At 46.1% G+C, this 20,442-nt stretch carries 18 protein-coding genes; all 18 read left to right on the top strand.

Going from position 1 to position 20,442, the window contains the following annotated elements:
• The 18 genes from VR7878_RS04320 to VR7878_RS04235 all read left to right on the top strand — a co-directional run bounded on the left by VR7878_RS04320 (position 1) and on the right by VR7878_RS04235 (position 20,414).
• Positions 1-930 (top strand): 3-oxoacyl-[acyl-carrier-protein] synthase III C-terminal domain-containing protein, encoded by a 930-nt coding sequence (locus VR7878_RS04320; RefSeq protein WP_077333724.1) that lies wholly within the window; start codon positions 1-3, stop codon positions 928-930.
• Entirely contained in the window at positions 908-2,485 is a 1,578-nt protein-coding gene (locus VR7878_RS04315) for an amino acid adenylation domain-containing protein (RefSeq protein ID WP_159440432.1), read from the top strand. Before VR7878_RS04320 ends, VR7878_RS04315 begins: the two co-directional genes overlap by 23 nt.
• Positions 2,482-3,483 (top strand): alpha/beta hydrolase family protein, encoded by a 1,002-nt coding sequence (locus VR7878_RS04310; RefSeq protein WP_205409419.1) that lies wholly within the window; start codon positions 2,482-2,484, stop codon positions 3,481-3,483. The genes VR7878_RS04315 and VR7878_RS04310 overlap by 4 nt, the downstream gene beginning before the upstream one ends.
• The gene (locus tag VR7878_RS04305; protein WP_077333718.1) at positions 3,476-4,378 is read left to right on the top strand and encodes a transglutaminase-like domain-containing protein; all 903 of its coding nucleotides are present in this window, start codon (positions 3,476-3,478) and stop codon (positions 4,376-4,378) included. The genes VR7878_RS04310 and VR7878_RS04305 overlap by 8 nt, the downstream gene beginning before the upstream one ends.
• Before the next feature lie 25 nt (positions 4,379-4,403).
• The gene (locus tag VR7878_RS04300) at positions 4,404-5,336 is read left to right on the top strand and encodes a 3-oxoacyl-ACP synthase III family protein (RefSeq protein WP_077333716.1); all 933 of its coding nucleotides are present in this window, start codon (positions 4,404-4,406) and stop codon (positions 5,334-5,336) included.
• Between the two features lie 11 nt (positions 5,337-5,347).
• Complete coding sequence (locus VR7878_RS04295; protein WP_077333714.1) at positions 5,348-5,668, top strand: hypothetical protein; 321 nt, start codon at positions 5,348-5,350, stop codon at positions 5,666-5,668.
• Positions 5,669-5,794: 126 nt separating this feature from the next.
• A complete protein-coding gene (locus tag VR7878_RS04290; RefSeq protein WP_205409418.1) occupies positions 5,795-7,051 on the top strand; it encodes a pyridoxal-dependent decarboxylase, exosortase A system-associated in 1,257 nt (418 codons plus the stop codon).
• Between the two features lie 17 nt (positions 7,052-7,068).
• Entirely contained in the window at positions 7,069-7,722 is a 654-nt protein-coding gene (locus VR7878_RS04285; RefSeq protein ID WP_077333712.1) for a GIN domain-containing protein, read from the top strand.
• A gap of 181 nt (positions 7,723-7,903) precedes the next feature.
• Entirely contained in the window at positions 7,904-8,959 is a 1,056-nt protein-coding gene (rlmF, locus tag VR7878_RS04280) for a 23S rRNA (adenine(1618)-N(6))-methyltransferase RlmF (RefSeq protein WP_139344004.1), read from the top strand.
• Between the two features lie 300 nt (positions 8,960-9,259).
• Positions 9,260-10,933, top strand: coding sequence for a carboxylesterase family protein (locus VR7878_RS04275; RefSeq protein WP_159440431.1), 1,674 nt, complete (start codon positions 9,260-9,262; stop codon positions 10,931-10,933).
• 399 nt (positions 10,934-11,332) lie between these two features.
• Entirely contained in the window at positions 11,333-11,827 is a 495-nt protein-coding gene (locus VR7878_RS04270) for a DUF2946 domain-containing protein (RefSeq protein WP_159440430.1), read from the top strand.
• A gap of 109 nt (positions 11,828-11,936) precedes the next feature.
• Positions 11,937-13,340, top strand: coding sequence for a PepSY-associated TM helix domain-containing protein (locus VR7878_RS04265; RefSeq protein ID WP_077333706.1), 1,404 nt, complete (start codon positions 11,937-11,939; stop codon positions 13,338-13,340).
• 146 nt (positions 13,341-13,486) lie between these two features.
• Entirely contained in the window at positions 13,487-14,875 is a 1,389-nt protein-coding gene (locus tag VR7878_RS04260; protein WP_077333704.1) for a diguanylate cyclase, read from the top strand.
• Between the two features lie 262 nt (positions 14,876-15,137).
• A complete protein-coding gene (gene rbsK / locus VR7878_RS04255; RefSeq protein WP_077333702.1) occupies positions 15,138-16,367 on the top strand; it encodes a ribokinase in 1,230 nt (409 codons plus the stop codon).
• Positions 16,368-16,415: 48 nt separating this feature from the next.
• A complete protein-coding gene (locus VR7878_RS04250; RefSeq protein WP_077333700.1) occupies positions 16,416-17,345 on the top strand; it encodes a dihydrodipicolinate synthase family protein in 930 nt (309 codons plus the stop codon).
• 65 nt (positions 17,346-17,410) lie between these two features.
• Entirely contained in the window at positions 17,411-18,364 is a 954-nt protein-coding gene (locus VR7878_RS04245; RefSeq protein ID WP_077333698.1) for a tripartite tricarboxylate transporter substrate binding protein, read from the top strand.
• A 107-nt stretch (positions 18,365-18,471) separates the two neighbouring features.
• Complete coding sequence (locus tag VR7878_RS04240; protein ID WP_159440429.1) at positions 18,472-18,909, top strand: tripartite tricarboxylate transporter TctB family protein; 438 nt, start codon at positions 18,472-18,474, stop codon at positions 18,907-18,909.
• A gap of 8 nt (positions 18,910-18,917) precedes the next feature.
• Positions 18,918-20,414 carry a tripartite tricarboxylate transporter permease gene (locus VR7878_RS04235; protein ID WP_077333694.1) on the top strand — a complete coding sequence of 499 codons (1,497 nt, stop codon included), beginning with the start codon at positions 18,918-18,920 and terminating at the stop codon, positions 20,412-20,414.
• Positions 20,415-20,442 lie beyond the last annotated feature (28 nt).

Below are 20,442 nucleotides of genomic sequence, written 5' to 3'. Positions count from 1 at the left end.
ATGCAGATTCAGCGTATTAGCACCCAGCTACCTGAGCAATCGGTTTCTCTTGTCGAACAGTGTGAGTTATTCGAATTAACTTCATTTAAAGCATTGATCTATAAAAAATTTATTGGTGTTGAGCAGATTCCGGTTGCTCGTCCGGGAGAAATCGACGTGATGCTGGAAAAAGTGATTCGGGAGGCTATACCTGAGGGGGAGGGAAAAAGCGTCCACGTCGTCATTCATGCACATACTTGTCCAATTGTCGGTCAGTATGGTCAGATTACGATGCCACGAATATTAAGGCGTTTGGGATTATATCAAGCTTTTTTTTCTGGTATCTGCGCCAATCGATGTGCTTCTTTCTTCGATGCGATTGATGTGATTCGTACCATTCTCGAACAGAGAAAAGGCGGTTACGGTATTCTGGTGACAGGAGAAAGTGCGCTGACCCAAGAGCTCAGAGTTGTTGAAAATACGGCTGTTGCAGGAGATGCTGCGGGTGCCTTGCTATTTAGCTATGACGATATCTGTGAGCATTTCGGCCAGTTATTAGCATACCGCACACATATTTTCGGTCAGTATTCTCAAGGGGTTTGGCTTGAAAACGAACTTCGATCGAGCTACGAGCAGTCTTATCAGTCAATGATGAAAGATGTTATCAGCGCAACACTTTCGCAAGGAGGCGTATCAATAGAGCAGCTTCGCTGGATTGTGCCTCATAGCGTCAATCGGAAGAGTTGGTTGGAACTGGCTGATGCCATTCATTTCGAACGTTCTCGTATTATGTTGGATAACATTGCGCATACAGGGCACTGTTTCGGAAGTGACATGATGCTGAATTTACAGCGATTGATTCATTCCAATTCACTTGCAAAAGGCGATCACTATTTGATGCTCGCTGTTGGTTTGGGAGGCTCTTTTGGTGCAGCATTGTTTCGACACTGATCATGGCCCCGACACGGATCATGCATTGCTTTTTCCTGAACGAGTTGCCGATATCGTTTATCGTTATCCTGATAAACCTGCACTCCATGTCGGGAATATCACATATACCTATCGCCAGCTGTGGGATGTATCGACGCAAATCGCCATTATGCTGACTGGTGTACCCGGTGATTTTTGTGCGCTGGTGGCAGTGAAAAGTTTCTATAGTTATGCCGCGATCCTCGGCATTATGAGAAGCGGGAAATGTTATTTACCGATTTCAGCAGAAGAGCCGGCAAACCGGATTAGCAAACTGTTGCGAGACGCGGACTGTCAGGTCATTCTGACGGAAAGTGAAGGTGAACACTTTGATGATTGTATCGGGTTGTGTGTTTCAACTTTGGTTATACCAGAGGCCATTTCATCGATTGATCTTAGCGACGCAGATAAACTGCCAAAGTTGCAGTCAATTCAGGCGAGCTCTTTACTGTTTACCTCCGGTTCGACAGGTGTGCCGAAGGGAGTCATTACACAACATCAAGCTTACGCTGCTTATTTGGATGCTGCGTCCAATATATTTCATCCTTGTCCGCAGGATCGGGTTTCACAGCTTGCACCGCTGACTTTTGATTTTTCACTGCATGAAATCGGTTTAGCCTGGTGCTCGGGGGCTTGCCTGTATGCCATTGATCGGCTTGATTCATACAATATGGCTCAGGCTATCTGTAAATGGCAGATTTCATTCTGGTCATCTGTTCCGTCAGCTTGGTTACTACTCGAACGTTTAGGAGGACTACAAGCCGGAAAATTCCCGTCTCTCAGAGTGGTGATTACCGGTGGTGAGTGTATGCCTGTGGCATTGATCGAAAAGTGTCGGGCAGCTTGTCCTAATGCGACCTTTTTTAATATTTATGGTCCGACAGAAGCGGCGATTGCGATGACGATCAGTTCATGGCACGAACAATATTTGGCTCTGGGAGAGTTTCCCCTCGGACACCTGTTACCCGGGAACCGATTATTGCTTGTAGATGAACAAATGAATGCCGTCTCCGATGGTGAAACCGGAGAAATATTACTCAGTGGTATCCAAGTTGCTGAAGGATATTGGGATCAGCCATCCTCGGAGCGTTTTGTGGAACTCCCCGGAGAAACAGGTCTCTGGTATCGAACCGGAGACTATGGCGTTTGGCAACGAGAAACAGGCTTGCATTTCCGGGGGCGGCAAGATGCACAATGGCAAGTCCGTGGATACCGGGTTGAGCAAACGGAGGTCGAAAAACTCATGTGTCGAGTTGCACAGACGCCATATGTTGCTGTGCTTGCACGAACCAATGAGCACAATTTGGTCTGTGCGCTGGTCGCATTCATCGAATCTTCTCCTTACACCATTAGTCAGATTCGACAACGTTGCCGACAGTTCATGCCGGATTACATGTTTCCTCAGCATATTTTTTGTATCGAATTGCCGAAGAACCATAATTTGAAAACAGACTATCTGGCACTAAAGGTAAAGATGGAACAGCTGCTTGAGATCACCCCGATTCAGAATGAGATAAAGAAGGTGCAGAAAAGATGATGGAACGACATGAGTCGCTTGAATTATCCTATGAGAAATGGCCTTTGTCTGATGTCGACCACCTATTGACGGAGTCCGTTACTAAAGCCTGTGGTGTCACTCACTTTGTTTGGAATCAGGAAGAGACTCAGCTTGCAGCGAGTTTATGGTATCCGGCTATTTCGGGGAGTGGGGCTCCTCTGCGATATTTGGGGATTTTAACGGCAAAAGCCAGAGAGAATGCCCAACCTGACGGAGACGCATGGCCGTTGGTTTTCATTTCTCATGGTTCTGGCGGTTCTCGTTTTGATCAGTACTATCTTGCGGAATATTTGGCAATGCAGGGATGTGCCGTACTGACGCTCGATCACCAAGACCTGGTGGATGAATGTCAGCGTTGGAAAAATTTGATTCAACGACCCAGCCATTTGAAAAGTGGACTCGCTGCATTGTTTGAAGACCCCAATTTTGCTACCAGAATTGATTTTTCTAACTTGTTACTGATAGGCCACTCTGCTGGTGCATATGATGTCCTTGTTGCTGCGGGGTGCTCTCCCGACTTTGCCCGAGAGAAAGAGTTTGCTTCGGTCATTGCAGAACTTTCGACCTTTGATGCCGGTGACTATTTATTGAACAATGTGTGTGGTGTCATTTTGCTGGCGCCGGCACTATCGAATGTATTCCATCCAGCTGTTTTAAGTTCGATGGCGCATCCGGTGTTGGTTCTGACTGCTGAGCTTGAAAATGTAAAACTGTTAGGAACCTCATCTCATTATGTAGAAGCATTGCCAGATGTTGCTCACCATGTTGTACGAGGGGCCGGACATTACGCTTTTATTCATGATTGCCCACCTGTCTTTCATGCACTAAATCCGATAGTCAGTAGTGGAGATGAACGCAGTCGGTGCGAATTGCATCAAGAAATATTTACACATATTTCGGGGTTCATGACCCAAGTGTTTCGTGAGCGGTGCAAAAAACAATTACTTGATCGAAAAATTGGAGTAGGACATGTTTGATTTGATTGAACATTATCGACGACAGACACATGTCACTAATCCTGAACCTTATACCATACTGTTTGATCAGTTACCCAATGATGTGGATGGCTTGATCCAAGTGGTGCAGAACATATTGATTCATTATCAGACCGATCAGAAAAAGCTGACGCCGAATCTCATCGTTGAACGTTGTCACGAGATTGATAGTCGCTGGGTCAGTACCATGATTCAGTATGCACAGGCTCTGGATGGCAGTGAGTTAGCACAGTATCGCCCGCCGCATCTGAGAGTTTTATCCACCTGTCGAGATTTTGCCGTGTTGTTATGTGCAATGATGCGCCATAAACAGATTCCGGCTCGAGTTCGGTATGGATTTGCTCATGATCAATATAAACCAGAAAGACCAATGCATGACCATGTTTTAGTTGAGTTTTGGGATTATGAAGAAGAGCGGTGGAAGTATGCTGAAAGCCGTTTGCATGTATTACCTGAACCGCTTCTTGATGTCTCTGCCACTGATATTCCGAGCCACTTTTTTTATACCGGTGGCCAGATATGGCGTCACATCCGTCAAGGGACGATGAATGAGAGAGATTTCAGCGGATATCGTTTTGACAAAGATTATGGTCAATGGCTGGTGCGTAATCTATTTCTGTTGGATCTTGCATCGTTATCGATATGTGAGCCTCTTATGTGGGATTCTTGGGGGGTACTGTTTCATAGTAAACCGGGCGCCCGGATTACTAATCCTGAACAATTGGCATTTTTAGACGATCTGGCTGAGCTCGATGTTCGTAAAGCCCGAGAATGTGATGAATTGATCACGAAGTTTAATTGTTCTCAGGACGTGAACTATCGAGGAACGATTCATAGTTTTAGCCCTGTATCTCAACATTATCATATTGAAATTTAAAAAATTTCATAAAGGTTAAAGTGCAATGTATCTAGAATCTGTCACAACATATATCCCGGGAAATCAGCTTGTTGTTGAAGAAGACTATCAACGTCTTGGTTTGACTTACAATGAAGCCCGGGTTTTCAGTCGCATGTATGAATTGCCTGTATGTCCGGTAGAAGATGGGGCGGAGTCAGACATGTTATCCAAGCCCTGTTTCGAGCTATTGGCAAAATCACCGGAGCTCAGGGAGCAGATCGGTATTATTATTTATGCTCATACAGGAGCAGTAAGTGGCTCATGGGGAAAAAACACTGCAAATTTTTTGGCTCGCCGGCTCAAGCTTTCTAAGGCAATTGCACTCGGTACGTGCAGTAATAACTGTATTGCAATTTTTTCCGCAATGAATCTTGCGAATACTTATTTGCAGCATCACTGTCCAGATAAAAAAGCATTAGTCGTCGTTGGTGAAATGGCTGATAACATTGAACTACGTGTTGTCGCAAACGTCGCTGTTGTTGGTGATGCTTCCGCTGCAGTGGTTCTTTCTCCCCACGGAGAAGGGTTTCAAGTTATTTCACATTCGATTCATACGTATGGCGGATATTCCGAAGGTATTTGGTTAGCAACGACATCTGACGCTTATAGGGATTTCGAACGCCATTATCAAGAACGATTAAAATCAGTCATTGAAGATACACTTCGGCAATCAGGTCTTCAATTAGATGACCTCAACTATGTGGTTCCGCATAACGTGAATATCTGGATGTGGCGACGAGCTGCAGAGTATATCGGTATTTCACTCGATAAATTATTTCTGGATAACATCCGGAAAACAGCCCACTGTTTGGGGGCTGATATGTTGATTAATTTTCATGATTTATGTGCCAGCCGGACAGTGCAGTCGGGTGATTTAGTCATGTTAGTTTCTGCCGGTGTCGGTGGTGTTTTTGGTGCCGCACTGATTCGTATTTAAAAGGAGGAGTCATGATGTCTGATTCGACGATACAAGTTCTGTCTGATGGATTTACATGGAGTAGTTTGCTGCAGATAGCAATGACCGAATGGGTTGTTATTGAATTTATCTTAATTGTTCTTTTTATATTTAATAAAAATAAAAAGAGAATGATCGCCATTGGGTTTGAACGTAAAACTATCAATATTAAAGATGAAGGTAAATTGAATGATTTTATTTTTATGTCAGTTGTGGCGGCATTTATTGTGGGCTTATTGACAATGTCTCTTTTTATTGGTCAATCAGTTATATCCTTATTTACACAGATGAGTTTTAGTTTTTACGCATTATAAGTACCCGTTAATGTTATAGAAATTTTGTGCACTGATTGTTATTGATGCAGTCGTGCTTTCGCTCATTCATATCTATTTATATCAGTTATAAATAGAAGCTGTCTCAAATATATTAAGGTAACGTTCATGAAAACTTTATCTCAGGAAGTCTCAACTTTGTCGATGCAATTAGCGGAGACATTTTCGATTGTCGATAATTGTCTCGAAATTGGAGGGATCTCTCTGGAAAGACTTGCTGAACAAGTCGGGCAAAAACCATTCTTCGTTTATTCTCGTCGTCATATTGATGAGCGAGTCAATTTATTGCGAGAACATATTCCCCCTCAGGTTAGTATTCATTATGCGGTTAAAGCAAACCCGTTTGTCCCATTAGTCCATTATATGGCAAGCAAAGTTGAAGGTGTTGATATTGCATCTGCGAGTGAGTTGTTGATCGCTTTGAATGCCGGTGTTGATCCACAAGATATCAGCTTTGCGGGACCGGGGAAAAATGATGCGGATTTAAAGCAGGCCATTGCTGCCCGAATATTAATCAATGTTGAATCGGAAAATGAATTACACCGTATTCATGCTATCGCACAAACCTTGAATGAGCGTGCCAGAATCGCACTACGAGTTAATCCTGATTATCGGTTGAACTCATCGGGTATGAGGATGGGAGGCGGCCCGTTGCAATTTGGCATGGACGTACAATATGTAAAAGCGGTGTTGGGCGTGGTTCGTGATTATCCTGAATATTTACAATTTGAAGGCTTTCAGATCTTTCCCGGCTCCCAAAATCTGAATGCTGACCACATTATTGAAGCTCAGCATAAAGCGTTGGATTTAGTGATCACACTGGCGCGTGAGTCTGGTGTTATGGTGCAACGATTTAATCTGGGAGGGGGATTCGGTGTGCCCTATTTTGAAGGCGATCAGGAACTTGATCTGCCTAAAATTGGGTTGAGTATGCAACAGTTGGTCGATAAAGCTGAAGCTGCAATGCCGGGTGTCGAAATTATATTGGAACTCGGCCGTTATCTGGTAGCACCTGCCGGTATATATGTCACGAAGGTCGTTGAAAGAAAAGTCTCACATGACGTTGTTTACCTCGTGACGGAAGGGGGGATGAATCATCATCTTGCTGCTTCCGGTCATTTAGGACAACTCATTCGCAGAAATTATCCGATTGTTATCGGCAATCGGGTTGCAGGAGAGACTGTCGAAAAAGTGAATGTCGTCGGTCCGCTTTGTACACCGCTCGACGTTTTGCTGAATCAAGGTACTTTGACAGTAGCCCACCCCGGTGATCTGGTCGCTATTTTTCAATCTGGCGCTTATGGGCTATCCGCGAGTCCCGTTGGATTTTTGAGTCAAACACAAGCCGTAGAAATACTGATATAAAAAACAAGGAGATTAAAATGAAATTAAAGACAACCGTATCCACCGCAATCTTTAGTGTGGTGATGTCATCACCGCTGTATGCCGCAGAGCAGACTTTTCCGGTTGATTCATTCAATCAGCTAGTGCTGTTAAAAGGTATGAGTGCTGAAGTGGTTTGCAGCAGTACGCCACAAGTTGTGGCTTCCGGTAAGCAGTATTTGCTGGATAAACTGCAACTGGGCGTTACCGATAATGAGCTTTCGCTGGTGAATGAAGGTTATCGTGATGAAGGCTTGTGGCCGGATAAACTGACCGTGGAGATTTATACCGATCAGCCATTAAAGTCGGTTGAAGCGCAATTTGGTGTTGCGGTTACTGCCGGTGACTGTGCATTGGCCGACAATCAACTGGCGGTCAAAGGGGCGATGGGAGCTTCCTATGAGCTGAAAGGAAACGTCAACACTCTGGATCTGGATGTCAGCATGGGTGCATCGTTTAACGAAGATGTGAATGATTTCTACGCGCAGAAAGCCAACGTGACCGTTGCAATGGGTGCACAGGCGAACCTGTGTCATGTCGATACGGTGAATGGCTCTGCTTCAATGGGCGCGAGGGTTATTTTGGGTCAACAGACGCAAAGTCATCTGTCGTTTTCTATGGGCGGATACAGCACAAGAAGTGACTGTCAGTAATTTGCTGTTGATTGGCATCAAAACATACACTGTTAATACGTTTCGGTTCCATGACTTGTCCCTCCGGTTATTTCATTGCCGGGGGTGACCATTACCCATGATATATGGCAATCGTTCAATTCTGGAAACACGGGCGAAAAAAGGGGACAATAACGCGTTTTTCCCAACCCATATGAGTCACATGAGCCCAAACAGTAAGCCGACAAAGAAAGCTAAATCCCCGATGCCAACGAAACCATCATCTGATGTTCACGTCAAGAAAGTGGGTGCTTCCAAGGGGCTACACCCGAGGAATAAGCATCGTGGGCGTTATAATTTTGTCGAACTGGTCAAAGCGCTACCTGAACTGAAAAAGCATGTCACGCGCAACCCGAAAGGTGAACAGACGATCAATTTTGCTGATCCGCTGGCAGTGAAACAGCTGAATAAAGCGTTGTTGAGCCAGTATTATCAAGTGGCTGACTGGGATATTCCGCCGGGATACCTTTGTCCGCCGATTCCCGGTCGGGCAGATTATATTCATCGCGCCGCAGACCTGCTGAGTCATGAGCCGAATCTCGTATTGGCTCAGGTCAAGGCGCTCGATATCGGTGTCGGTGCGAACTGTATTTACCCGATCATCGGTGTCTGCGACTATGGCTGGCAGTACACCGCCAGTGATATCGACCCGGTCTCAATTAAGAATGCCAAGCGTATCGCTGCGAGTAATCCGGTACTTCAGGGCAAGGTTGAATGCCGGTTACAGCCAGACAGCCGTTGTCTGTTCAAAGACATTATCCAGCCGGGTGAGCGATATCATATCACCACCTGTAACCCGCCATTTCATCAGTCATTGCAAGCGGCTGCGCAAGGCACTCAGCGAAAGTTGAATAACCTGAATACCAACCGTGTGAAGCGCGGCCACGCAGTCAGTAAACATCATTCCTCTCAGCCGACGCTCAATTTCGGCGGACAAAAAGCCGAGCTCTGGTGCCCGGGCGGAGAGGCGGCTTTTATTAAGAACATGGCGCTGGAAAGCCGTGAGTTTTCTGAGCAAGTTCTTTGGTTTACCACCCTGATCTCGAAGAAAGACAATGTACGTTGGATGCAGAAACAGCTACAAAAAGTCGGCGTGCGGGAGATCCAAATCGTGGAAATGAACCAAGGACAGAAGAACAGTCGTTTTATTGCCTGGACATTTATGACCTCAGCACAACGTCAGCAGTGGCTGACAGAGTCGTTTGCGTGTAAAAGATAAGCTTCTCTTTCTATTCTGACATCATTGATTCAGATAGATGATAATTCTGTTATTATTCATTGATTTAACAGTATTTTTATAGATGTTTAACATTTTGTGCAAAATTATGCGCGGATAAATAGACGGCCTCGGCGATTTATATTATGGTCGTTGAGTATTATGGATTGCCACTTCAGTGTTGCTTCCTGAAGGCAAAACCGGCGTAGCTTCCTGATTGAAGCCGGCCGGTTTTTTTGTTTTGAACATCATAACCGCTTGAAATCAATCGACGGTGATCACCACTGGATGGGAATGAATGTTATGCATCAATCTATCGGTAAATTATCGACGTTTTTACTCTCTCTGTCATTGGCGCTAGGCAGCTCTTCAGCCTTCGCTTACACACAGCAAGTGACGCTCAAGCAGGGGGTTATCACCGGTGTTACGGACTCCGGTACCAACCGCTGGCTGGGGATCCCTTATGCTCAGGCTCCGGTTGGTGACCTGCGTTGGCAACTGCCTCAGCCGCCGAAGGCGAGCGATGAACCTTTTCAGGCCGATCAACAAGGTAATCTTTGTCCTCAGGTCTCATCTGGTGAAGTAATTGGCAATGAAGATTGCCTGAATCTGAATATCTATCGGCCGAACACGCAAAAAAAACTGCCGGTTGTGCTCTATATTCATGGTGGCAACAATCAGGGGGGACGGGCTGATGAATTTGACCCGAGTCAGCTAGCTGTTGATATCAATGCTGTCATCGTGACTCTAAATTACCGTCTGGGAGCGCTGGGTTTTAATCCAATGAACGTGCTGAAATCCGATGATGCGGTTCAGGCTTCCGGTAACTTTACCTTACTTGATCAGGCTCGGGCCCTGGACTGGATTCGCAATAATATCAGTCAGTTTGGCGGACAGGCTGACAATATCACGGTTTCCGGATTTTCAGCCGGTGGGCGCGATGTGATGGCCATGCTGATTTCACCGTTGTTTGCCGGCAAATTCGAACATGCGATTGTGTTTAGCGGTGGGATGACGACAGCTCCGGTTGAAGCAAGTCAGAAAGTTTTTCGCCGTGCATTTGCCCAATTGGTAGTCGAAGATGGGATGCAGCCGGATCAGCAATCAGCCGAAGCGTGGTTAGCGCAACCGACACCGGCAGTCAAAAAATATCTGCTGACGCTTCCCGCAGACCGGATTGCTCGTTTGATGCAAAACGCCGGAATTCGAATGAGCGTTTTCCCGCATCTCTATCGTGATGGCACCGTGTTACCGCAAGATGGATTTGCAACGCATCGCTACAATGAAGTCCCGACTATGATGCTGACAGGGCACGATGAGTTCTCTTTCTTTGCTTTGGGCGATCCTTATTTCCGTCAGAAAGAAGACTGGGCTACGGAGCCGCAACTGGTCAATGAATATCGGTTTGTTTATCGCTACGGTAGTATGCTGTATCGGTCGTTCAATGTTGCGCAATCTGCACAAAAAATGGCGGCACATTTCCGGGCACCGATCTATGCGGGCGAGTTTGATTACGGCTCGGATCCGACAGTTGTCGGATCTCAGATGAAACATCTGGGAGCATTTCACGGTGTTTTTCTGCCGTTGTTGGATGACCACTTCCGGAAACCATATTTAGGTAAGGCGTTTGATTCTCCGGGAGCAAAAGCTTTAGGGACATTATTTAAGCGTCATCTGGCGGCATTTGTCCGGACAGGGCATACGAGTTTTTCTGATGTGACACGCTGGAACCCGTGGAACCTGAAGCGTGAAGATAAAGGGCAAACCGTTTATATGATGAATGCTAACCACAATGCAGCCATTACTTATCGTAGTGAATCAACCTTCACCGTCAAAGATGTGATTGCTATGATTGAAGATGATCATACCATCACTCAAGCGCGTAAAGTCTATTTGTTACAGCACGTGCTCAACGGTCGTTGGTTTAGCCGGGAACTTGATGACCATTTTGGTAGTCCTACCTTGTGGGCGCAGTGATTTTGACGTGGGTTGGATTGATTTTCGATTCAGCAACAGTTGCCGGAGAATTGCTCAGGGCTTCAGAAAAATGATTAAACATGATGTTTTCATTCATATGAGTTAAAATATTGTCCGCAACCGCTGCTGGTCGATTGTCGTTCTTTGAACGTTCCCCCCAATGACAGCAGCGTGTTGCGGACAAACCTTGAATTTAGAATACCAATTTTAATATTGTGGACTCTGTTTCATATATATTCAAGTCTATGTTTTTGTTCAAATCGTTCTTAATTTATTTCTCTGCCTCGAGTCATGTCACTGTGTTATGGGTATTTGCTCCACAGTTAGGGTGCTACTTTTCTGACAGTAATGTTAAGATGCCGAATCGTCATTCATTCTCATTTGTGAATCATCGTCATTTTGTCCAACTGTAATCATAGTCGTTTCACATATCGTGCAGAACTGAAGCTCCGGTGGCAACGGTTGATGGCTTGGTTTGGCCTGTTTGCCATGCTGATCATCTATATCGCGCCTTTGCTTTCCCAGACGATAATGATTTCTCAAGCCGCTGTTATTTCAAAAACCGCCGTTATTTCGAAAGCCGCAGGGATGCCGAAAACAGTGGCCGTGCAGTCAGCATCTCATCATCACAAGCATTTTTCTCAACCTCTTGCGACGTACCCAACGACAGTGACTCACCAAGATGCACATACATTACATCATGCATGGTGTGGTTACTGTTCTTTGTTATTACATATGAGTGGCCTCGCACAAACATCACTGCAATTGGTGTCTCATCATGCTGTACTGGTGTGGATTTATGTGACAATTCAACCTTTCTTATTCCGTTGCGGATGGTGTAAAAACCAGCTTCCCCGGGCGCCGCCAATCACACTGCTTCATTCATCCATTTAAATTAGAGCACTCGCCCTGAACCTGACTGTTACTGATTGAGGGCGGTTTTCACGATATCTAAAAGTCACCGGGGCTTAGCTTGTGCCTCCCCCCGGGAAAGAGAATTAAAATGAATGTTCAGTCTTCAAAATCACCGGCAACGCAGTTGCTGGCTTTTATTGCGCGTCTGCACTTTTATGTGGGGATTTTTGTCGGTCCTTTTATTTTTATCGCGGCCTTAACCGGAACGCTTTATGTCATCACCCCACAAATTGAGCAGCATTTATATCATCATGAGCTCACGACGCCGAATCGGGGTGAGTTTCATACACTGGCAGAACAGATCCGCGCGGCACGGGAAAGTTTGCCACAAGATTTACAACTGAAGGCCGTGCGTCCTTCGATCGGAGAGGGATATACCACGCGCGTGATGTTTATTGACCCCGCGTTATACGGTTATGAGTCGCAAACCGTATTTGTCGATCCGGTAACACTGGCGATACGAGGCAAACTGGCCAGTTATGGTACCAGTGGTATTTTACCTCTGCGGATCAAACTGGATTATTTACACCAGAATATGATGTTGGGGCAGTGGGGGCGAGCCTACAGTGAGCTGGCGGCATCATGGTTATGGATTGCAGCGGTAGGCGGTTTGATTTTATGGTGGACAACCCGGCATAGGCAAAAGCGGCTGAAGCAACGTGGGAACAAACGTAATATTTATGTCAGATACCGCAGCCGTCACGTTCAGGCAGGGTTAGTGATTGCTTTAGGCTTGTTTTTTATCTCGGCAACCGGTTTGACATGGTCAAAGTGGGCCGGCAGTCATATTGCACAGTGGCGTCAGGCGATTGGATGGGTAACCCCTTCGGTTTCCAGAGATTTACCCGGGCATGCAAGCGATATGTCTGCCGGACATCACGACCATGCTGAGCATCATGCCAAACCACAAGATACCAAGGGGGTAAATCATGCGCTTGATGCACAATTCGATGGTGTCCTGCTGGCTGCAAGGCAGGCCGGAATTGATGCCGCGAAGCTGGAAATTGTACCGGCGAGAACACCGACTAAAGCATGGCTGGTACGGGAAATTGACCGTGCCTGGCCGACACAGGTGGATAGTGTTGCTGTCGATGCGCAGCGGATGATGGTTACCAGCCGGGCTGATTTTGCTCATTTTCCGCTGATTGCCAAACTGATCCGCTGGGGGATTGATGCGCATATGGGGGTCTTGTTTGGTTTACCGAATCAACTGCTGTTGGCTGCATTTGGTCTGACGTTATGCATGATGGTGATTTGGGGCTACCGTATGTGGTGGAAACGTCGTCCTGCCGCAGGCTCGCCTGTCCAGACGTTGTCGCAGACTTGGCTGGCAATGCCGGTATTATACCGGGTGATTGTCGTCTTGATTGCCGTGTTATTGGGGTTTGCGCTGCCGGTGATGGGCGTGAGCTTACTGTTTTTTGTCGTGATTGATGCATTACGCTGGTGGCGGGGCGGGCATGTGATGAAAACGAGGTCAGCGTCATCTTGAGCATTGAGTCGGGTCAGACCTCATTCTCCGGAATTTTTTACGGAATGAGGCGGCTCGACCGTTGTGGTCATGGACATTTCTCTTATATCAACAATACTTGTTGAAAGAATGTTATTTTTCAGTCTCCGGTGAGGTAGTGCATAAACATGGCTAACGACACACTATCAGGATTAGATTCCCAGACGCTGGCACATGTTTTTGAGCACATCGATATGGCAGTTGTTATTGCAACTCTCGAACGCAAAGTCGTGTTTATGAATGCCGCTGCCAGAACATTATTCCGTTACTCAAATGAAGAGATTTATAATCAGAGTACCGCGCAGTTGTATGCCGATGAAGAGGATTTTGTCAGATTAGGACAAGAGCGCTTCAATACCAATGCTGCCGATACAAAGGAACCTTACGTTGTTCGCTATATCAATGCTGCCGGTGAGTCTTTTCAGGGGCAGACGTCGGGAGGATTGATTAAGAACTCACAGGACAAGCCTCTCTTTTTTGTGGCAATTATTCAGGACGATTCAGCACGGCTGGCAGCCGAAGAGGTACTGAATCGGCTTCATTCAATCACTTCTTCAAGGCAGTTAACGTACTCAGAACGTATTCAGGCAATTTTAGAACTGGGCACATCCCACTTCGGTTTACCTATCGGTATTTTCAGTAAAATATCTGGCGAACAGTATGTGATTCAACAAGTGGTTCATCCAGAAGATACTCTCAAACCGGGAATGACATTTGAACTGGGGGGAACCTATTGTAGCCTCGTCTATCAGGCCAATGATGTTCAGGGTTTTTCCCATGTGTCAGAGAGCCAGATTGCCACTCACCCCTGCTTTGAGAATTTTGGTCTTGAAGCTTACCTCGGAGCCCCCGTTTTTGTTGATGGTGAGCGGTATGGCACCCTGAACTTTTCCAGTATCTGCCCGACAAGAGCATTTATCCGTCAGGATATCGAAATTCTGCGTTTGCTGGCTGAATGGGTCGGGCATGATGTTGCCCGTGAGCAAGATTTCAAAGCGTTAGAAACAGCACATGATCAGATGGAAGTATTAGCCAATACCGATTCTTTAACCGGTCTTGCCAGTCGGAGTTGCATTGAACAAGCATTGCGGGATCAAGTCACATTTGCGCTGAAATACAGTAAAGAGCTGACGGTTGCGATTATGGATTTCGACCATTTCAAATCAGTGAACGATCGGTTTGGTCATCATGTCGGGGATGAAGTTTTAGCGCATTTCGGTGACTTGGTCTCACTCATGGGGCGTAAAGGAGATTTTTACGGGCGCTGGGGAGGAGAAGAGTTTATTGCACTGTTTCCCGATACGAAGGTCGCAGGGGTTCTCATTGCTTTAAATCGCTTGATGGATAGCCTGAGACAAAGTGATTTATCGAAGCAGTATCATGGGTTGACACTCACATTGAGTATCGGGGTGACGGAAATGTTATCGAGTGATAATGCAGAAACTATTGTGCAACGGGCGGATCAGCTCCTTTATCAGGCTAAAGCACAGGGGCGTGATCAAATTCAACATGATTAGATGCCGGATGTTGCGCGCTTTCCCGACTGATTTTAGGCATACGGGGTATCTCTACCACTCATTTCTTGTTTCATGCCTGCGCAGTTGGTTTCCTTAAAATTTTTCTCCTATCCTTTAGATGTCTATATTGATAATGATCACATTTAAACGATTCGGAACACGATATTTTTGTTTGTTTTTGTTTGCTTGTTTTTTGTTTGAGTCCTATCCCACCATTTATTTCCGATGTTTCTAGAATAATTTTAAATGCGAGGGTCAGTATATGTATAAAGAACTACGCCAAGAAAGGATTATTCAACTGTTGCGCCAGCAAGGGCAGGCGACAGTGGAATTTTTGTCCTTACATCTTGGGGTAACGAAAGAAACGATTCGGACCGATTTATCCAAACTGCAGCAAGATGGAGTACTGATTCGACATCATGGTGGCGCTTCGTTGAAAAAACATCTGCTACAAAACGAACTACAACACGATAAAGAATTAGATATCAGCCACTTAATGCGTACCCATCATCGCAATCGTGCCGTGAATTCTCACCAAACTTTATCCGCTAATATGGTCGGCAAAGTCTGCGTGTTTGGTGCATTTAATGTCGATATTGTTGCCCGGGTTGATCGCTTCCCCAAAAACGGAGAAACGCTGATTGCACAAAATACAACGTTCGGACCGGGAGGCAAAGGTGCGAATCAGGCCATTGCAGCACATGCGGCAGGCGCCCGGGTTCATTTTGCGACCAAGGTAGGAAAAGATCAGTTCAGCCAGTTTGCCAAGAATCATTTTGATGCCTGCGGAATGGAGTCTTTTTCAATCTATGAGACCGATCAGGCCGCGACCGGGAGCGCAGTGATTTATGTCAATGATGCCGGTGAGAACTTCATCGCGATATGTCCGGGAGCCAATTTGCTGGTCACCGATGAAGAAGTCGCGGAACTGATCCCGTATTTGACCGAATCAAAAGTGTTGTTAGTTCAGTTAGAAAATAATTTTGACGCCATTGACGGGGTGATGAAATTGGCAAAAGGGTTGAATGTCACAGTGATTCTCAATCCGGCACCTTATTTACCTCAAGTGGAGCGGTTTTTTGTGAATACAGACATTATCACGCCAAATGAAACAGAGGCTTCGCAAATATCCGGAGTGGAAATTACCGATGTTGCATCCGCGAAACAAGCCGCTCGAATTATTCATGACCGCGGGGTACAGAACATCATTATCACGATGGGTAAACAAGGTGTGGTGCTTTTTGACGGCCAACAGTGCTCTCATATCCCGTCGTACAGTGCAGTTGTCGTTGATACGACAGGAGCCGGTGATGCGTTTAACGGCGCATTGGCCGCTGCACTGGCAAAAGGTAAAAGCCTGACTCAGGCAGCATATTATGCGACCGCTTTTGCCTCCCTGTCTGTGGAGAGAGAAGGGGCTGCAAATATGCCGAATAATGCATTGGTTGAAGCTCGTATGCTTCAACAGCAAGTCGCAGTTGTTGCAATTTAGCCAACTAACTGAATGTTTTTAGGACAGAATGTTTTTAGGACATAGAAGATGAAAAAGATTGAAGGCATTGTACCGGTAATGTTGACACCGTTTACCGACCAAAACGAAATTGATTACCAAGGGCTAGAGAAGTTAATTGACTGGTACATTGCAAATGGTGCCGATGCACTCTTTGCCGTCTGTCAGTCAAGTGAAATGTTATTTTTATCTCTCGAAGAACGTGTGGCGTTATCCCGGTTTGTGGTCGATTACACCAACGGACGGGTTCCGGTGATTTCTTCCGGTCACATTTCTCCGGCCATTGATGATCAAGTTGAAGAGCTGCAAGCGATGGCTGCAACGGGTATCGATGCTTTGGTTTTGGTGACCAATCGCCTCGATCCTGACAATCAAGGGACGCAGACTTTCCTGAGCCATCTGAATACTTTGATGGATGCCATTCCGGCGGACATGCCTCTGGGATTATATGAATGTCCGGCACCTTATCGACGGTTGCTCACCGATGAAGAGATTCAATTCTGCGCTGATTCCGGCCGTTTTGTGGTGCTCAAAGATGTCAGTTGTGATCTGGAAACCGTGAAACGACGGGTTCAGTTAACCAAACAATCACCACTGGCAATTATTAATGCCAATGCCGCGATTGCCTATGAAGCGATGCAGCATGGCTCGAAAGGTTTCAGTGGGGTCTTTACCAATTTCCACCCTGATTTGTATCACTGGCTCTATCACCATGCCTCTCAGGCTCCTGAATTTGCTCAACAGCTCTCGTGGTTCCTCTCACTGAGCGCAGTGACTGAAACGCTTGGGTATCCGAAAAATGCCAAAGTATTTCACCAGCGCCTCGGCACATTCAGTTCAGTGCACAGCCGTGTGACCGATGATGATGTGTTAGAGAAATACTGGGGGCTAAGTGTCATTCTTGACCAAATTGCCGCATCAGCACAAGCGTACCGGACAACGATGAAAACATTTGATTAAGTCGCCTGTAGAGCGACTTTTACCTGAACCTTACCTGAACGAATAAATAAAACAGGAGCGCCAACATGAAACATCCCCTACAACTCAGTCTGATTACCGCAGCGCTATTGGCTTCAACCAGTGCCATGGCTGCATGGCCGGAGAAACCGATTAAAATTATCGTTCCATGGGGGGCTGGTGGTAACACCGATACGGTCGCCCGTTTAGTTGCAGAAGGATTGCAAGAGCAACTCGGTGTTAATGTTAACGTGGTCAACCGTACCGGTGGTGCCGGTGTTGTCGGACATGATGCGATGGCAAAGGCAAAACCCGACGGTTATACACTGGGTGTCGCGACCGTTGAAATCGCCATGATGCACCATCAGGGGATGACCAACCTGAATTATCAAAACTACACGCCGATCACGCGACTGGCTGTGAACTTGGGGGGAATTCAGGTAGCAACCAACTCTCAGTTTAAAGACATCAATCAATTGACGGATTACATCAAGCAGCATCCGGGCAAATTGAAAGCATCCGGGAGCGGGCTGAATTCAGGCTGGCATTTGAATCTGATTGGGATGCTTGATGCGATGGGCGTTCCGACCGACTCCGTGACCTATGTACCTTCCGAAGGTTCAAGTTCTGCTTTGATGGAACTGGTATCCGGCGGGATTGACTTTACAACCTCTTCTCCGGGAGAAGCGAAAAGTATGGTTGAAGCCGGCATGGTCAAAAACTTAGCTACCATGGCTGAAACGAATACCGGATTGTACAAAGATATTCCGGTCTTCCAGCAGGCCACACCGTATAAATACAGTTTTTCGACGTGGAATGCTTTAGTGACTCCGGCCGGTATTCCTCACGATGTTCAGGAAAAGCTCATTGAAACGATGAAAACCGTATTTAAAGAAGGGAAACTTCAGAACTTTGCAACCAAGCAAGGGTTTGAAGTGTACCCACTGTACGGAAATGATCTCGGGAACTTTATGAAATCAGAAGATGAGAAATACGGAAAACTCATCAATAAACTGAAGTAACCCAATCAGTTGAAATAACCTGGGGCGGGGGTTTCGGCTTCCGCCCGGAAATTTAGCCTGTTGTGATGTGTAATCAATATAGGCTCTCAGAAAAACGTAGGTATCTTATGCGTTCATTACCGCTTTCCCAATTTATTCTTGGGATTTTTTCACTGCTTATACTCATTACCAGTATCCAGCAATATGGTGGTATCGGCTCTTATGGTGCGGGATATATGCCAACCATTCTCAGTGCTTTTTTATTGCTGTTTACCGTACTGGATGCCGTAATTCATCTGCGTCAGCGACCAGAAAAACTCCGGCTAACCGGCGGGGAGATTCGCGCGTTGTTGTTGGTGATTGTGGCGCTCGGATTATTTACCGTTTTAATTTCTTATCTGGGTTTTCTGATTTGTGCGACAGGGCTATTGTTTGGACTGATGACTTTACGTAACCCTCAGAAAATATTAATGAATCTGGTCTTTTCGGTATTGTCTTCAGGAATTATTTATTATGTTTTCGGACATATCCTGATGGTGGCATTGCCTGAAGGTTTCTGGTCATAGAGGTGAATATGTCTGTTTTAGTCGAAGCATTTCAGTATATCGATATGAGCGCGATTCTGGCAGTGATTGCTGCCGGGTTATTCGGGCTGATTGTCGGTTCTATTCCCGGCCTGACAGCAACCATGGCTGTGGCGTTGATGGTGCCATTTACGTTTTTCATGGATCCGATCCCGGCTCTGGCGCTGATGATTTCTATCGGGGCATCATCAATCTACGCCGGTGATATTCCGGGAGCATTGTTGAGAATACCCGGGACGCCGGCCTCAGCCGCTTATGTTGCGGATTCTAATGAACTGGTGAAACAGGGTAAATTAAATCGGGTGCTTGGTATTGGCCTGACCAGTTCGGTGATCGGTGGTGTGATCGGTGCGTTTATTCTGATGTTTGCTGCACCGGCCTTAGCCCGGTTTGCCTTAAAGTTCAGCTCTTATGAATATACGTGGCTCTCACTGTTGGGGCTGACCTGTGCAACATTAGTTGTTGGTAGCCAGCCTGTGAAAGGCATGATGACACTGTGTCTTGGTTTGCTTCTCGCTTGTGTCGGTTACGATCAGATTACCGGTGTGCCACGCTTTACGTTTGGGCAGGTGAGTATGTTGCAGGGCATTAGTTTCATTCCTGCGATGATCGGTTTGTTTGCCATTTCCGGCGCGATTGAATACTACGCCGGCCGGATCACCAGTAAAAAGCAAGACGTGATTCCGACTCAGTCGAGTTTTAATCTGTTCAAAGGCATACCGAGGACGATGTGGCGCTATAAGTTCAACATTGGCCGTAGCAGTATTTTAGGGACGCTGATTGGTGCACTGCCGGGCGCCGGTGCTGATATTGCAGCGTGGATTTCTTATGCACTGTCACAAAAGTTTTCCAAAAATCCGGAGAAGTACGGTAAAGGCTCTGAAGAAGCAATTATTGATGCGTCATCAAGTAATAATGCGAGTTTAGCCGGGAGCTGGATTCCTTCTTTGGTCTTTGGTATTCCGGGGGATTCTGCGGCAGCGATTATTATCGGTGTTCTGTATATGAAAGATATGAACCCCGGGCCAACGCTGTTCTTATTCCATCCTGAGAAACTTTATGCAGTATTTATCTTGTTTTTCATTGCCAATTTGATGCTGATTCCGTTAGCGACTATCGTGGTTAACTTTATTAAGCGTGTGATATTTATTGATAAAGCGATTCTGTATCCGATTATTATTATTTTTAGCACCGTCGGTTCTTTTGCGATTAATAACTCGCTCTCTTCAATTGTGGTGATGTTGGGCATGGGGGTTGTCGGATATTTATTACAGCGGGCGCAGTATCCAATTTCTCCGATTATCTTGGGGATGATTCTGGGGCCGATGCTGGAGAAAAACTTACTCTCATCGCTGATTAAATCGGACGGGAATATTCTGGCTTTCGTTGAACGTCCGGTGTCAATGGTGCTTGCAACCTGCTTTGCTATTGTGGTGTTGGTTCAAATCCGTTCGATTCTGAAATCGTTTAAAACCCGCGAAGGGTGATAACCAAAGATGTGACATCGATTCACTG

The sequence above is a fragment of the Vibrio ruber DSM 16370 genome, assembly GCF_900163965.1.
Taxonomy (GTDB): Bacteria; Pseudomonadota; Gammaproteobacteria; order Enterobacterales; family Vibrionaceae; genus Vibrio; species Vibrio ruber.
This window is presented reverse-complemented; position numbering and strand designations above follow the sequence as displayed.

Excerpts from the sequence above, each read along its gene's own strand:
- VR7878_RS04310 (WP_205409419.1), top strand. The coding sequence starts at position 2,482 with ATGATGGAACGACATGAGTCGCTTGAATTATCCTATGAGAAATGGCCT.
- VR7878_RS04245 (WP_077333698.1), top strand. The coding sequence starts at position 17,411 with ATGAAACATCCCCTACAACTCAGTCTGATTACCGCAGCGCTATTGGCT.
- VR7878_RS04265 (WP_077333706.1), top strand. The coding sequence starts at position 11,937 with ATGAATGTTCAGTCTTCAAAATCACCGGCAACGCAGTTGCTGGCTTTT.
- VR7878_RS04285 (WP_077333712.1), top strand. The coding sequence starts at position 7,069 with ATGAAATTAAAGACAACCGTATCCACCGCAATCTTTAGTGTGGTGATG.
- VR7878_RS04290 (WP_205409418.1), top strand. The coding sequence starts at position 5,795 with ATGAAAACTTTATCTCAGGAAGTCTCAACTTTGTCGATGCAATTAGCG.
- VR7878_RS04305 (WP_077333718.1), top strand. The coding sequence starts at position 3,476 with ATGTTTGATTTGATTGAACATTATCGACGACAGACACATGTCACTAAT.
- VR7878_RS04235 (WP_077333694.1), top strand. The coding sequence starts at position 18,918 with ATGTCTGTTTTAGTCGAAGCATTTCAGTATATCGATATGAGCGCGATT.
- VR7878_RS04300 (WP_077333716.1), top strand. The coding sequence starts at position 4,404 with ATGTATCTAGAATCTGTCACAACATATATCCCGGGAAATCAGCTTGTT.
- VR7878_RS04250 (WP_077333700.1), top strand. The coding sequence starts at position 16,416 with ATGAAAAAGATTGAAGGCATTGTACCGGTAATGTTGACACCGTTTACC.
- VR7878_RS04295 (WP_077333714.1), top strand. The coding sequence starts at position 5,348 with ATGATGTCTGATTCGACGATACAAGTTCTGTCTGATGGATTTACATGG.
- VR7878_RS04320 (WP_077333724.1), top strand. The coding sequence starts at position 1 with ATGCAGATTCAGCGTATTAGCACCCAGCTACCTGAGCAATCGGTTTCT.
- VR7878_RS04275 (WP_159440431.1), top strand. The coding sequence starts at position 9,260 with ATGCATCAATCTATCGGTAAATTATCGACGTTTTTACTCTCTCTGTCA.
- rbsK (WP_077333702.1), top strand. The coding sequence starts at position 15,138 with ATGTATAAAGAACTACGCCAAGAAAGGATTATTCAACTGTTGCGCCAG.
- VR7878_RS04260 (WP_077333704.1), top strand. The coding sequence starts at position 13,487 with ATGGCTAACGACACACTATCAGGATTAGATTCCCAGACGCTGGCACAT.
- VR7878_RS04240 (WP_159440429.1), top strand. The coding sequence starts at position 18,472 with ATGCGTTCATTACCGCTTTCCCAATTTATTCTTGGGATTTTTTCACTG.
- rlmF (WP_139344004.1), top strand. The coding sequence starts at position 7,904 with ATGAGCCCAAACAGTAAGCCGACAAAGAAAGCTAAATCCCCGATGCCA.